The organism is Oceanobacillus sp. B139/18 (assembly GCF_055524595.1).
The window spans coordinates 56,831-69,096 of sequence record NZ_JBVFXI010000006.1 but is presented as its reverse complement, the minus strand read 5'-3'; the positions used below and the strand labels follow the sequence as shown (position 1 = coordinate 69,096).

The 12,266-nt window shown below is 35.2% G+C and carries 11 protein-coding genes; 5 read left to right on the top strand and 6 right to left on the bottom strand.

Annotated features, from left to right (window positions below):
* Positions 1-215: 215 nt before the first annotated feature.
* The 3 genes from ACZSMY_RS16955 (at position 216) to ACZSMY_RS16945 (ending at position 3,522) form a co-directional block, all read left to right on the top strand.
* The gene (locus tag ACZSMY_RS16955; RefSeq protein WP_042529745.1) at positions 216-1,085 is read left to right on the top strand and encodes an N-acetylneuraminate lyase; all 870 of its coding nucleotides are present in this window, start codon (positions 216-218) and stop codon (positions 1,083-1,085) included.
* Between the two features lie 103 nt (positions 1,086-1,188).
* Positions 1,189-2,703 carry a sodium:solute symporter family protein gene (locus ACZSMY_RS16950; RefSeq protein WP_465148018.1) on the top strand — a complete coding sequence of 505 codons (1,515 nt, stop codon included), beginning with the start codon at positions 1,189-1,191 and terminating at the stop codon, positions 2,701-2,703.
* A 576-nt stretch (positions 2,704-3,279) separates the two neighbouring features.
* Positions 3,280-3,522 carry a hypothetical protein gene (locus tag ACZSMY_RS16945; protein ID WP_465148017.1) on the top strand — a complete coding sequence of 81 codons (243 nt, stop codon included), beginning with the start codon at positions 3,280-3,282 and terminating at the stop codon, positions 3,520-3,522.
* Positions 3,523-3,872: 350 nt separating this feature from the next.
* Here the strand turns inward: ACZSMY_RS16945 and ACZSMY_RS16940 are convergent, their stop codons facing one another.
* The 6 genes from ACZSMY_RS16940 to ACZSMY_RS16915 form a co-directional block, all read right to left on the bottom strand.
* Positions 3,873-6,638 carry a sigma 54-interacting transcriptional regulator gene (locus ACZSMY_RS16940; RefSeq protein WP_052484894.1) on the bottom strand — a complete coding sequence of 922 codons (2,766 nt, stop codon included), beginning with the start codon at positions 6,636-6,638 and terminating at the stop codon, positions 3,873-3,875.
* Positions 6,639-6,708: 70 nt separating this feature from the next.
* Positions 6,709-7,782 carry an SIS domain-containing protein gene (locus ACZSMY_RS16935; protein WP_465148016.1) on the bottom strand — a complete coding sequence of 358 codons (1,074 nt, stop codon included), beginning with the start codon at positions 7,780-7,782 and terminating at the stop codon, positions 6,709-6,711.
* 14 nt (positions 7,783-7,796) lie between these two features.
* Positions 7,797-8,618 carry a PTS system mannose/fructose/sorbose family transporter subunit IID gene (locus tag ACZSMY_RS16930; protein ID WP_193064628.1) on the bottom strand — a complete coding sequence of 274 codons (822 nt, stop codon included), beginning with the start codon at positions 8,616-8,618 and terminating at the stop codon, positions 7,797-7,799.
* On the bottom strand, positions 8,618-9,364 hold the full coding sequence (locus ACZSMY_RS16925; protein WP_193064629.1) for a PTS mannose/fructose/sorbose/N-acetylgalactosamine transporter subunit IIC: 747 nt from the start codon (positions 9,362-9,364) through the stop codon (positions 8,618-8,620). The genes ACZSMY_RS16930 and ACZSMY_RS16925 overlap by 1 nt, the downstream gene beginning before the upstream one ends.
* 24 nt (positions 9,365-9,388) lie before the next feature.
* Entirely contained in the window at positions 9,389-9,856 is a 468-nt protein-coding gene (locus ACZSMY_RS16920) for a PTS sugar transporter subunit IIB (protein WP_226895060.1), read from the bottom strand.
* The gene (locus ACZSMY_RS16915; RefSeq protein WP_289585063.1) at positions 9,856-10,278 is read right to left on the bottom strand and encodes a PTS sugar transporter subunit IIA; all 423 of its coding nucleotides are present in this window, start codon (positions 10,276-10,278) and stop codon (positions 9,856-9,858) included. Before ACZSMY_RS16915 ends, ACZSMY_RS16920 begins: the two co-directional genes overlap by 1 nt.
* Before the next feature lie 317 nt (positions 10,279-10,595).
* Here ACZSMY_RS16915 and ACZSMY_RS16910 point away from each other — a divergent pair, with 317 nt between their 5' ends.
* The gene (locus ACZSMY_RS16910; RefSeq protein ID WP_193064631.1) at positions 10,596-10,904 is read left to right on the top strand and encodes a PTS sugar transporter subunit IIB; all 309 of its coding nucleotides are present in this window, start codon (positions 10,596-10,598) and stop codon (positions 10,902-10,904) included.
* A gap of 21 nt (positions 10,905-10,925) precedes the next feature.
* Positions 10,926-12,209: a PTS cellobiose transporter subunit IIC gene (gene celB / locus ACZSMY_RS16905; protein ID WP_193064632.1), complete on the top strand. Its 1,284-nt coding sequence runs from the start codon at positions 10,926-10,928 to the stop codon at positions 12,207-12,209.
* The last annotated feature ends 57 nt before the right edge of the window (positions 12,210-12,266 follow it).

The following is a 12,266-nucleotide window of genomic DNA, read 5'->3' as shown; positions in this document are numbered from 1 at the left end:
GATAATAATAATTTTTTGCATCTAAAAGAATTATCATTCCTGCCAACGTGTTCTCAAGGTTCAAAGAAATAAAACGCATACAGGAATCGAAATTTACTAAAAATTATCTTGACAATTAAGGTGACACCTTCTATGATGAACATATCGAAAATTGGTCTGACCATATTATATATTTAAAGACTTATTTATTTCAACTACTTTGGAGGTTTTTTATTATGAAGGGTATTTTCTCAGCATTATTGGTTCCTTTTGATGAAGAAGGAAAGGTGAAGGAAAAAGGTTTACGAGAAATTGTAAGGCAGAATATAGATGTGCAAAAAGTCGATGGATTATATGTTAATGGAAGCTCTGGAGAAAATTTCATGTTGTCGCTGGAACAAAAGAAATTTATCTTTAAAACAGTGAAAGAAGAAGCAAAGTCAGATGTGAAATTAATTGCGCAGGTTGGTTCGATTAATTTAGATGAAGCGGTAGAGTTAGGACAATATGCTACAGAGTTAGGCTATGACAGTCTTTCTGCAGTGACACCGTTTTATTATCCATTTGGTTTTGAAGAAATCAAGACCTACTATGAAACCATCATTGAAAAAACGAATAATAATATGATTATTTATGCTATTCCAGCCTTAACCGGTGTGGCTATTTCAACGGCTCAATTTGAAGAACTGTTTGAGAATGAAAAAGTAATTGGTGTTAAATTTACAGATAGCAATTTATTCCTGTTAGAAAGACTGCGAAATAAGTTTCCTGATAAACTGATTTATTCCGGTTTTGATGAAATGTTGATTTACGGTGCTATTTCCGGGGTGGATGGAGCCATCGGCAGCACATACAATGTAAACGGTCAGCGGGCAAAACAGATATTTGAACTTTGCCAGCAGGATAAGGTTTCCGAAGCTTATGAAATTCAGCATGTTACCAATGATTTAATTGAAAAAGTGCTTGAACTGGGAATCTATCAGACATTGAAAGAAATTTTAAAAGTAAAAGGAATCGACGCAGGGACAACCAAGCAGCCAATGAAAGCTTTTGATGAATCAAAGCAGGAAGAAGTAGTTAAATTAGTAGAGCAATTCCAATTGTAATATATGCGTGCAAAAGTCATTTTTAATGGCTTTTGCGCTTGAATAAGAAAACGCTTTATCAGAAGGTGTGTAAAAAATCTTATAATTCGAGGAGTGAAATAAGATGGATAAAATAGGGCTGGGAACGGCTAACTGGTTGGTCATTATTGTATACTTGATTGCAATGCTGGGAGTGGGTCTTTATTTTACAAAGAAGGCTGGTAAAAATACAGACGAATTTTTTACTGCTGGCGGGAAAATCCCGGCGTGGGCAGCAGGATTTAGTATTTATGCTACGACATTAAGTGCGATCACGTATATGTCTACACCTGAGCAGGCATTTTTGACAGATTGGTCTTATGCAGCAGGGAATATTGCTATTTTTGCAATTATTCCAATCCTGATCTATTTTTATATCCCTTTTTTCAGAAAGCTGAACGTTACCAGTGCTTATGAATATTTAGAGGTACGGTTTGGGGCGTCATTAAGAGTTGTGGGAAGTTTATTATTTATTTTATTTCATATTGGACGTGTGGCAATTGTTGTGTATCTGCCTACGCTTGCCATTACATCGGTTTCAGATATAAACCCCATGTTGATTGCCTCTATCGTAGGTATCTTATGTATTATTTATACTTTCCTCGGTGGAATAGAGGGTGTCATCTGGAGCGATGTTATTCAGGGAATCATCCTGCTTGGAGGAGCTATCCTTGTCATTGGTGTTGGGATAAACTATATAAATGGCGGATTCTCAACAATTATTTCGGATGCTTTAGAGAATGATAAGTTAATCACTGCAGGGAACTTTCAGTTTGGAACTGCTGCAGCTGCGATACCTATCATCTTCTTAGGTTCGATTTTTAATAACTTGCATCAATATACAGCGAGTCAGGATGTTGTACAGCGTTACCAAACAACGAAATCTATGAAAGAAACGAATAAATCACTTTGGACAAATGGAGCGCTTGCACTTATTACGATTCCGATATTTTATGGGATGGGAACGATGTTGTATAGTTACTACTCTAATTCGGGAGGTTTACCGGAAGAGGTAAATACGTCGGCTATTGTTCCTTACTTTATTGTAACAACGCTTCCAGCTGGTGTAGCAGGGTTATTGATTGCAGCAATATTTGCAGCAGCTCAATCAACTATTTCTTCCAGTTTAAATAGTATCTCTGCCTGTGTGATTACTGATTTTAAACAGCGCTTTTTTGAAAAGAAGAAGGGAAATGATGTATTACTTGCAAGGTTGGTAGTTATTATTGCTGGCGTATTAGGAATGACTGCCGCGTTATACTTGGTTTCTACCAATAGAGCAGAAACATGGAATCTATTTTTAGATATAACTGGATTATTTGGAGTACCTATCGCAGCTGTATTCGCATTAGGCATTTTAACGAAACGGGCAAACACGCCGGGTGTTTTTATAGGTTTGGGAACTGCGGCTATTGTAGCTTATTTTGTCCAAGGAACGGATATGACTCCATTTGCTGTGAGTATGGTTTCCTTCTTAGTTTCCTTTGTTGTCGGTTATCTGGAGAGTTTTGTTTTTTCTGATAAAGGAAAGAATATTAAGGGGTTAACAATTTATACGAAAAGTGAAGGTTATGCAGATGAGGTAAGTAAGGCGGAATAATGTGAAAGACACTTCTGTTGCTGTGATGGGCAGAGGTGTTTTTTTGTGGGGGTAAATCATACTTTTAATCAAGAGAAGCTATAGGGAAGTTAAAATGTTTCAATTACTCTGTCAAGGCAGCAAAGATTATACTAATCATGATGAATCCTTCTTTACTGAATATATAAGGACGTATTAGAGATTGTGTTAAAACGGGGAGGGAATCTTCTATATTTTGACAAGGTAAGGTGGTTAAGCTAAATACTGTATTTCTTTATACTATAATAGGAAGGTGAATATGAATATGAGATGGCTAGAAGCGAGAGAATTATTTCCTAATCAGTTTATATTGGTTTCTATACTGGATTATCATGAAGAAGGAGAAAAAAAATTGTTGATGAAGTAGAACTGATTCAATCAGTTTCAGAGAAGAATGCTAATAAAGAATTCTTTCATGCTAAAGAAGGTACAATGCTGTAGCATACTTCTAATCGAGATTTTATTATTCATTTACGGAGAGATCCTATGGTGAAAGTGGGGAGGGGATATGAAATTATTCTATGACGGTCAACTTATGTTTTAGAAGAAATCGGTGTTATGTATGAAAATGGAGATGCTATTTATGAAGCATATGGGATTGGTAGTACAGTACCTTTTTATACAAAGGCTATGAATCATATTGTTATTGGTAATTTCACAATAAAAAATTTTGAAATAGATGTCGGTTTGTTGCCGAACAACCATAATGCTTTACTGGGTTTGGACATATTAAAAAAGCATCGTTTTGTGATTGATTTAAAAAAATTAGAACTTACTCCTGGTATAAAATCAAGTAGTTGATAAATTGGTTATAAAAATTTAATGTTATATGAATCCACCTCTATTTTTAATCCTCTAAATCTACACCTCAGATACTGGATTAATAATTAATATCCCGACTGTATGAACAGCCGGAATGCTGATAAGTAAGCACATCTTTTAAGGTGTATAATGAGATATTATTAAAAAGAATTCTCTGACCTCCTTAGAAAAACTAAAGGATATATTAAAAGTTAAAAAATGAACTTCCCGATATAGTGAAGAACTTATGAAAAAATTTTACTATATCGGAGAGTTTTTAATAGGTTGAACCTTGATAAACATCTATAATATTCTAGCCAGTAACACATTGAAGCGTCTTAATTATAATTCTAATACGCAAAATCCAGATGATTGTGCTTTATAATATCGTGGATATAACCGATTTCACTCGTCGGCAGAGTGATGTTATAAACATTTTCCAATTGAATGAACGCCTTTTTAATACCGCCTATAAATTCTCGATGCTTATGCTCAAAATTATCTAATTCTGCATAAATCTCTATTGGCTGTTGTTTGACGAGTCTTTCTATCAAACAACTGATATGAATGTATAAACTGATTTTGGAAGAATTAGATAATTTAATTTGAAATATTTCCTGTAACAAGCTTAATGCTCTTTCAACATGATTAATGATTTTTTCAGGATTTAATATCGTGATATGATCAAGCACACTTTGCATTGAAAACTGCTTAAGAAGCTTATCGTTAAGTACGGTTATCTCGCTTTCTGTCAATACGGTTCCAAGAATCTCATACCATTTAAATTGATTTTCTCCGTTGATTATGTCTTCAATAGCTACAAAGGGTATTCCTTCTATTTCAGGATCCAATGTTCCTACAATACCCAAAATGTTGTACGAGTCAAATAAAGCGCTTTCTGATTCGTTATGTTCCAAGGTTGAATAATCAAATGCGATAACATCAATATTTTTTATGTTTTTAAATATCCTGTCCAATAACTCTTTAAATTTCATAGCCGTTCCGATACCAGTATCACAGGTAGTAATAATAACATTTTCTTTTTTGTTTGCAGGAGGTTCAATGATTTGATACTTTGGTATCTGTTTCTTCATTTTCGCTAATATTTGCTTGATTGGTTTGTTTTGAAGGATACTTTCTCCTGCTTCAATGACCATGGAGGTCGTCACATTATTGACTAAACCAATCGTTCCTTTAAAGCTATTTTCTAATCGATCAGATAATTGTGTAAGGGAACCCATGTCTACAAAAATAATAATATCATTATGGTTATCGATGGTTTTAAGGAATAATTTCATTTTCTCGATAACATCTGAAACAGAGACTTCTATAGGCATGTCAAACCCTTGAAAGAGATATTTTCCCAATAATCTATTGGCTACATTTGCAATGCTTGAAGCGGTATTCTCCCCGTGGCAGACAATGATTGATTTGATTCCTTTACTATCCGTCAGCTTCTCGAAACTTCTTAAAAACAAAATAATGATATTCAAATCTAGTAAATTAATTGTTAATCCTAATACATTTTCCATTTCTTCTTTAATCAGATTTGCCTGATTGAATTCTCTTGGATAAACATGTTTTAAGCCTTCTAAAAGCTTTCTAAAAACACCTTCTTCATCTGTTAACGCTGAAAATGATTCATTTCGGTAAATAATATACTTCGTTATTTTTGAAATAGTCTGCTGTGAATAGAAGGTATAATCATAAACTTTTAGAACATTGAACAATAATTTTTCGATAGTATTAACTTTCTGTTCAGAGCTTTCTAAAAGAGAAAAAGACTGCAGTTCGTCTAAATATTTTTTTACATCTTCTACTAGAGCCGAAAAAGGTATATCTTGATGATTTTTTACTTTAGTCTGTATATCTTTAAACAAATGATGGATTATGCTTTCTGTTTTTGTAATATGTTTGTCAGCTAATGTAGGTCCATCTTCGTAATCAATCACCATTTCATCTAAAAAGATATGTTTGAATTGATAGTTTAAATAATACTTATTGTCTGCATATAGTTTTATTAAATGCTCAGGCAAATGTCTGATGTTAATGGAAATATTGTCATCAGCCATGGAATTTTCCTGTAAAGCACTGGCGCAGGAAAAAATAATAACGTTTTTAAGTTCACCTATATTGCCGGGAGGATCATATTTAAAGAGTGTGTAGATTACATTTTTAGAAATATCCAAGGTTTTGTTTATTCGTTTGCTTTCATCTTTATAAAATTTTTTAATCAATGTCTGTCTGTTTTTTAGAGACATTTGATTAAGAGATGGTAAATCGATAATCACTGGTATTCTTCTTGTAAAAGTAGGTAAAAAAGCTTCGCCAGGGTTCTCTGTGGTAGCAAGAATAACCCTGACATTTGTCTTCTTCTCTATATCATTGCTACCTAAGGGATTATAGACTCCCTTATCCATTAGCAGAAATAACTTTTCCTGACTCTCAAAAGATAATCGATGTGCTTCATCTAAAAATAATACCCCGTTATTCGCGGCTTCTACAATACCCATTTTGTGATTATCCGCTCCGGTAAAAGCTCCCTTTACATGACCAAATAGTTTCGCAGTAATTAAATCAGGATTATCTGCATATTCAGCACAATTTAAAGTAATGAATTTCCCATTGTTTGAAATAATCTCTTCATTGGAAGCATAATCATAAATCAATTTTGCTAAGTAACTCTTTCCCACACCTGAATTTCCTGTAATCAGAATTGGCAGCCCGCTCGGAGGGTAACTGATTGCTGTCTTGCATTGTTCAATCATATTTTTTGTATCCATGGATTCACCAATAAACTCTTGGAAAGGATCTGAAATATTTTCATTGATAGAAAAATAGCTCTTTAAATCAGAAATACTTTTAAAGACAAATGTATCCACTCTTTTATGATAGAAGTTTTCCAATGTTTTTCTCTCATAGAATAGAACGGGACGCGAATTCACTTTTATTAATTCTTGCCGGTGAAATAAGTCATTTAACAGGCGACTTGCTACACTTCGATTCATTTGAAATGTATCGCTTAACAAAGTTGCCGTAGCCCCTTTTCCCAGCTGCTGCGCTTTCCTATTTATGGATTGTTGACTTAGAAATTGAATTAGTTGATCTATATCCATCTATCTCATCCTTTTAAAATAAATAGTTATTGCAGCGTATCCGTGGCGGAAGATACGCTGCAATGCCCTATTATGATTTGCTCTTCATCAGCTGATGGAAATTTTGGAATTTAGAAACTGCAGGATCAATTCCTTTTTCATTTGCTAATACAGCAGATAGAAGCTGTAGAGGAATAATATATTCAAAGACACTAAATATTGAATCTTCATCTCTGGAAATAATCAAATCTTTCGGAGAAGCATTTGTTTTTTCACTTCCTATCAAATAACAATGGTTTGTAACTTTACTCAGAAATTCTTCCAATGCTAGTAATCTTTCCCGATTCTCGTGTTGGGATGCCAGAAAAATAAAGTTACTATCTTCACTGACGCAATTATACACACCATGCATATACTCTTCCATCTCATACCCGATGACTGGAACCCTTACCGTTTCTAGAAGTTTTAATGCCCCTTCTAATACTGTGGCATAATGGGACCCGTACCCGATAACCATGATTTCGCGGGCGTTTGTCAATTCATCTTTGATTTGATAAACCCATTCTTCTGAAGCATGAACAATTTCATCCAGCTTTTCGAAAGTTTTCTTCATTCTTGCCAAATAATTATTGTACTTCTCGTCACTTAGTAACTGATTATACTCGCTAAATTCTAATGAGAATAACATTAAGGTGAGGATAGATGCTACATATCCTTTCGTTTTTGCTCCAGCCTTTTCCTGATCTCCTACTTCAATAGGTAAATAATAATCAGATATATCGGCCAGATTACTATCTTTATATTCTGAAATTCCAACTGTCGGGATATTCATTTTCTGTGCATGTTTTATCCCATTTATCGTAGACAGACTGCTGCCTCCCTGTGAAATACCTAAAACAAGATTGTTTTTGCTGTCCGATATTTTTTCTTGCATAAAATGGGTGGGATAAGTTGGTTGAACCTCCCAATTAGTTACTTCTTCTATTAGTGGCTTGGCAGCTACTGCCGCATGATAAGAAGTCCCTGAACCGATAATATATACATTTCTCACTTCTTTATTTACAGATGGAATCACAGGTCCTACAATCTTTTTTCTGTTTTCGAGTAAATGGAGCAGTACTTCCTTTTCTTCCAAAATATATTGATGCATTAAATTAACAGTCATTTTCAATTCCTCCTTTAGAAAATACCTAAAACTGAACTTACAATTCCTATTACAATAATTCCTAACATAATATAGTTCACTTTGACGCTTTTCTTTAATAGATAAAGTATAAATAAGGTTAGACCAAGCGGTATCATTTTTGGCATAATCTCATCCAGTGTATCTTGCAGGTTCACTTCACTGCCTTGCATACTGAAAGAGAGAGGAGTGGATAGGTCAATCAATGTTCCTGTCATTGCTCCTATCACTATCAAACCTAATACCGATGCACTTAAAGATATTTTTTCAAATTGCCCTTTTTCCTGAATCTTGTCTAACAAATCTGTTCCTTTATTAAACCCTACGAAAGTTCCATAGTATCTGGCTAAAAAATGTGGAACATTATATAGCAGTAAGAATAGGATAGGTCCTAACATATTTCCGTCGCTTGCCAGAGAGATGCCTATACCAGCAGCAATGACTCTAAATGTGCCCCAAAAAAATGAATCACCTATTCCTGCAAGTGGCCCCATTAATGCAACTTTAATATTATTTATTGTAGTTTTATCAAAATTCTCTTTGTCTTTCGCGTTTTTTTGTTCCATGGCTCCGGATATACCCATAATAAAACTGGATACAGCTGGTGTCGTATTAAAAAATGCCAAATGTCGCTGATACGCTTCTGCTCGTTCTTTGCTATTAGGATACAATTTAATTAATAGCGGAATTAATGAATAAAGGTAGCCTAAGGCCTGCATCCTTTCATAGGTAAAGGAACCCTGAAGTGTGAAAGAACGCCAGAACACTTTTCTTAAATCTTTTTTAGTAATCTCGCCCGGTTTATTTTGTTCTTCCATTATAAAGAAACCTCCTCTTCATCAGATTTATCTAACTGATAAAGTATTACTGCAATGATTGCTCCAATAATGGCGACTCCAGTGATATCTACGCCAAAGTAAATAGCAATGACAAATCCCAAAAAGAAATATGGAGAAAGCTTCATACTGAACGTCATTTGAAGTAACAAAGCAAAACCTAATGCCGGAAACATCGAAGCTGCTACCTCTAATCCATTCGTAATAAAAGCAGGAATGTTATTAACAAAAGCCTCAACTGTTTCTGAACCCAGCATAATTCCTAAAAAATTTGGTACAAATCCATTTAAAAAGAATAAAGAAATTCCCAGCCAATGCATAAGGGTTATCTTTCTTGAATCACCTTGCTTGGCGTAACGGTCGGCACGGTGAATGAAAAAAGTATTTACCGTACGAACCAGAATTCCTAAAGACTGTGCTAAAATAGCAATTGGTACAGCTAGGGCTAAGGCAACTTCTGGGCCACTGTCTGTCATAATGGCAAATGCAGTTCCTAATACTCCTCCGGTAGTGACATCTGGGGGAGTGGCTGAACCAATGCCGACAATTCCCATCCAAACTAATTCCAGTGTAGCACCTACGATGATCCCTGTTTGCAGGTCTCCAAGAATCAGCCCTACCACTGGACCAAGTACTAATGGTCGTTCGATCATGGTCTGTCCAAAAATTCTGCCATCCAGGATTCCAACTGCTCCAACAAGTCCTATCAATATCGCTTCCAGCAGCATTTTCTTCCTCCTTCCAAAGCGTTTTTAAACAAGGTTTTTAAATAATTTTTTTGTATCGTTAGGAACTTGGCGAACCTCTACTTCGATTTTTTCTTCAATGGTCTTTAAATTTTTAATGTCCTCGTCATCTACTGCCACCGCTCGGGAAATTAATTTCTTTCCTTCTGCCATTCGAATTCCGCCAACATTAATACTTTTAATATTATCCGAGGCATCTACAAGGCTTTTTGCGTCTTTAGTAGAATCAATGATGACTAACGCTTTCATTTTTGGGTTGTCCAATTTTGGTAAATCTTTGACAGCGTCTTCAACTGATTTAATATAAAGCTTGGCACTTGGCGGCTTAGCCATTTTTAAAGCCATTTGTTTCGTTTTATCCTGAGCAGCATTATCGTTCGCCACCAAGATGATATTGATGTCATAGTGCTTTGACCAGGCAAAAGCTACCTGCCCATGTAATAACCGATCATCGATTCTTACCAGTTTAATCATCAGAATTCCATCCTTTCCTGTTCCTGCCTTTCGACAACTTCATTAACATAGACAATCCCTTCTTTTCCTTGATAGATGCTTTTGTGAACAAGTTGTTTGAGACTAATATCTTCGTTGTTACTAATTAATTCAATAGCCACTGGGAGATTGGTTCCGGTTAGAACATGAATATTTTCTTTCGTCATCCATTCGGCCATTAAATTAGTAATACTTCCGCCTAAAATATCTGTGAGCACTACATATTCCGTATCAGATTCTTGCTGGGTAACTATGTTTTGCAATTGTTCTTTGATAGATTCTGTGCTCGTATTTGGATTCATTTTGATAGAGTGCATATTTTCTTGCTGTCCCAGTATCATTTCTATGGAATATACAAATGCGTCTGATAAATAGCCGTGTGTTGCGAATATAAAACACCTCATTCGTTCACCTCCTTTACTTTTATCTAGCAAAAAACATGCCAAGATAGTGTGTATTAAAGGTTTTAGTGTTGGTTATGTTCGTTGGAAGTTGTAGAATCAATATTTGAGAAGCTGAAGAATTTTTATATATGGCGAAGCACAGGCAGATGAAGCAAGATTTGTGCAACACTGGAGAGTGTAGATGTTTTTTGTGCATCTTAATGTATTTCCCCTTCAAAGAGGAAAAACAATGTGTTTAGTTGTAAGCGTTTTAGAATTACTATAAGGATAGTTTCACAAAACATTATTTTAATAAAACACTTTAGGAGGAATTATAGATGAAAAAAATATTATTAGCATGTTCAGCAGGTATGTCAACAAGTCTATTAGTTAAAAAAATGGAGGAAGCAGCAGAAGCTAAAGGCATTGAAGTAACTATTTGGGCTGTTGCGCAAGATAAAGCACCAAGTGAAATGGAAAAGGCAGATGTTCTTTTGATTGGCCCGCAAATGAGATTCATGAAGAAGAAGTATACTCCTGTAGCAGAAGAAGTTGGAATTCCATTAGATGTTATTGATCCAATGACATATGGACGTGTAGATGGGGAAGCTGTTTTAAATCAAGCATTAGAATTGATTGAAAAATAACCGTCAAAGGAGGACTAATAAATGAATAAGTTTATGGAGTTTTTGGAAAATATTCTGTTGCCGATTGCGGATAAATTAAACAACAATAGATATTTAACAGCTTTACGTGATGGGTTCATGGTTGCGTTACCATTTATTATTTTCGGTTCCATTTTCGTTGTTTTGGCAAATCTGCCATTCTTAGACAGGTTAATTGGAGAAGAAGCGTTTGCAACTTACCAAAATGCATTAGCGCCAGCATCAGAATCAACGTTAAGCCTTATGGGATTATTTGTTATCGTAGGTATTGGTTATAAGTTAACGCAGCGATACGGTTTGGAAGCTATTTATGGTGGTACAGTTGCCATCGCATCTTTCTTAATATTAACACCTCAAGTTCTTGAAGGAGTGGCTGGTGCTATCCCGGCTGTAAGCTTAGGTGCGGAAGGCATGTTTTTAGGAATTGTTACCGCATTCGTTTCCGCTGAGTTATATAGATTTTTCACTCAAAAAAATTGGACAATTAAAATGCCGGCTGGAGTACCAGATCAGGTTTCTAAATCATTTAGTGCATTGATTCCGGTTGCTTTGACATTATCCATCTTTTTAGTTCTCAGAATTGTATTCAGCTTTACTCCGTTTGATACGATACAGAATTTTATTTATACGCTTATTCAAGAGCCACTGACTGCTCTGGGCAGCGGTTTACCAGCAACAATTATTGCTGTTCTTTTAATTCAAGTATTTTGGTTCTTTGGATTGCACGGTCAGATTATTATAAACTCTGTATTTGACCCAATCTGGTACGCTTTAAATAATGAAAATCTACAAGCATTCCAAGCTGGTCAAGAAATACCAAACGTTGTAACCAAACAGTTTATTGATACCTTCTTAGTTGGTATGGGCGGAACTGGTATGACGTTAGCAGTTATCATTTTAATCTTAATAATAGGTCGAAGCAGGCAGATGAAAGAACTTGGCAAACTAGGTGCACCAGCAAGTATATTTAATGTAAATGAACCAATCATCTTTGGGCTGCCAATTGTTATGAATCCGTTATCTCTCATTCCTTGGATTCTTGCACCAGTTGTTGTAACGATTATAACGTACTTTGCGATGTCAACGGGTATCGTACCAAAACCAGCAGGAATTATTGTGCCATGGACTACGCCGCCGCTTCTCAGTGGATTCTTGGCGACAGGAAATGCGTGGCAGGGGGCAGTATTGCAAGCATTTAACTTAATAGTCGTAATGATAATCTGGTGGCCTTTCCTTAAGATTATTGATAAAAGCTATTATGAAAATGAGAAGAAAAGCAGCAAATAAAAATAAAGCACCATTGTCTATTTATTAAAAAATGGATTAAAGCAATCTTTTTGGAGC

Excerpts from the sequence above, each read along its gene's own strand:
- ACZSMY_RS16915 (WP_289585063.1), bottom strand. The coding sequence starts at position 10,278 with ATGAGGTGTTTTATATTCGCAACACACGGCTATTTATCAGACGCATTT.
- ACZSMY_RS16940 (WP_052484894.1), bottom strand. The coding sequence starts at position 6,638 with ATGGATATAGATCAACTAATTCAATTTCTAAGTCAACAATCCATAAAT.
- ACZSMY_RS16945 (WP_465148017.1), top strand. The coding sequence starts at position 3,280 with ATGTATGAAAATGGAGATGCTATTTATGAAGCATATGGGATTGGTAGT.
- ACZSMY_RS16935 (WP_465148016.1), bottom strand. The coding sequence starts at position 7,782 with ATGACTGTTAATTTAATGCATCAATATATTTTGGAAGAAAAGGAAGTA.
- ACZSMY_RS16950 (WP_465148018.1), top strand. The coding sequence starts at position 1,189 with ATGGATAAAATAGGGCTGGGAACGGCTAACTGGTTGGTCATTATTGTA.
- ACZSMY_RS16920 (WP_226895060.1), bottom strand. The coding sequence starts at position 9,856 with ATGATTAAACTGGTAAGAATCGATGATCGGTTATTACATGGGCAGGTA.
- ACZSMY_RS16930 (WP_193064628.1), bottom strand. The coding sequence starts at position 8,618 with ATGGAAGAACAAAATAAACCGGGCGAGATTACTAAAAAAGATTTAAGA.
- ACZSMY_RS16910 (WP_193064631.1), top strand. The coding sequence starts at position 10,596 with ATGAAAAAAATATTATTAGCATGTTCAGCAGGTATGTCAACAAGTCTA.
- ACZSMY_RS16955 (WP_042529745.1), top strand. The coding sequence starts at position 216 with ATGAAGGGTATTTTCTCAGCATTATTGGTTCCTTTTGATGAAGAAGGA.
- celB (WP_193064632.1), top strand. The coding sequence starts at position 10,926 with ATGAATAAGTTTATGGAGTTTTTGGAAAATATTCTGTTGCCGATTGCG.
- ACZSMY_RS16925 (WP_193064629.1), bottom strand. The coding sequence starts at position 9,364 with ATGCTGCTGGAAGCGATATTGATAGGACTTGTTGGAGCAGTTGGAATC.